The 1197-nt window shown below is 66.0% G+C and carries 1 protein-coding gene; it reads right to left on the bottom strand.

Translation table 11 applies throughout. The features are described from left to right. Positions 1 to 136: 136 nt before the first annotated feature. A partial coding sequence (locus D6T64_RS00015; protein ID WP_119970220.1) for an IS1380 family transposase occupies positions 137 to 1197 on the bottom strand: 1061 nt, incomplete at its 5' end.

Here is a 1197-nt window from a genome sequence, read left to right as displayed (position 1 = left end):
AGCCTCGATCCACCGCCCCGCGTTGACTGAAGGGCGTCGCTAAATTCAGAGTCCTGGTTTTCGTGGTGGGCCCGGCGAAGCTGCCGGCCTTGCTGCCGGTGGTGTTCCAAGTCTTCGTTCGCCGTGTGGCTGGTGGTTAGGTGGCGGCGCGTTGCGGCGGGCCGCAGGCCGCCGCGAACGCGGCCGTCCATCCGGATTCCCACGGCCAGCTGGCTGGCAGGTGCAGGGTGATCTTGCGCGCCGAGGTGGAGATCCGGGCGGGGATGCTGATGAGTTTGCGACGGATAGTGCCGCTGCGTGCTTTACCCAGCTCGGCGCCAGCCAGGGAACCAACAGCGCGCGAAAGGTTAAACGCGATCGTGGCCAGCACGAGCCACGCCGCGTTGGCCGTGAACACACCTGACGGCAGGTGCGCCAGCGCGCTGTCTTTTAGGTCTGCGTTGATCTGCTCGATGATGGCATGCTGCCGGTGGGTCTGGTCAGCGGTGACGGTGTCCAGGTCGCTGGTGGTGAAGAACGCGTGAAACCGGTGCGTGTCGAACAGGGTCGGTTGCCCGTCGGTGGCTTTCTGATTCAGTTCCGGGATCCTCCGCACGACCAGGCGCCCCACGATGCGTTCGGCTTTCTTGCGTGAGCTGAAAGCGGTGAACGGTACTTCCGCGACCTCGGCGGACGAGATCCACGCGCCGGTGGCCTCGTCCCGGATCGCGTCGGTGTAGTTGATCGTCGTCCATTGGTCGTCAGTGATCGTGCCGATAGCTCGTTTCACGGCCGGGTCCATCCGGGCCGTGATGGAGACTTTCGCGCCAGCGCGGTGCGCGGCGGCGACGACCGCGTGGCCGTAGAACGCGCTGTCCGCGCGCAGCAGCACCAGGCCGGCGGCCGTCTGGCTGCGGAGGCGTTTTACTGTGGCGAGGACATCCCCGACGAACTTTCCCGCGCCACGCGGAGAACCCGCCGCGCCTTTCCGCAGCCGGGACCCGATGATGATCGGTGCCGCTTTCGGTGTGGAGACGATGCCGATCAGGGCGTTCAAACCGCGCACTCCGGAGTATCCGTAGCCGGAGCCTTGCTTCTGATACCCGTGGACTTCCTTGATCGTGTCGTCGATGTCCACCAGCGCGTAGTCGTCGATTCCGGCCACGATCGGGGTGTGTGCGGCGACGTTGACCAGCCAGCGCCAGGCGACGGCGTCCA

The sequence above is a fragment of the Cryobacterium melibiosiphilum genome (genome assembly GCF_003602235.1).
Lineage (GTDB): Bacteria > Actinomycetota > Actinomycetes > Actinomycetales > Microbacteriaceae > Cryobacterium > Cryobacterium melibiosiphilum.
Note: the sequence above shows the minus strand (reverse complement) of the source record. Positions and strands in the feature narration are given on the sequence as shown.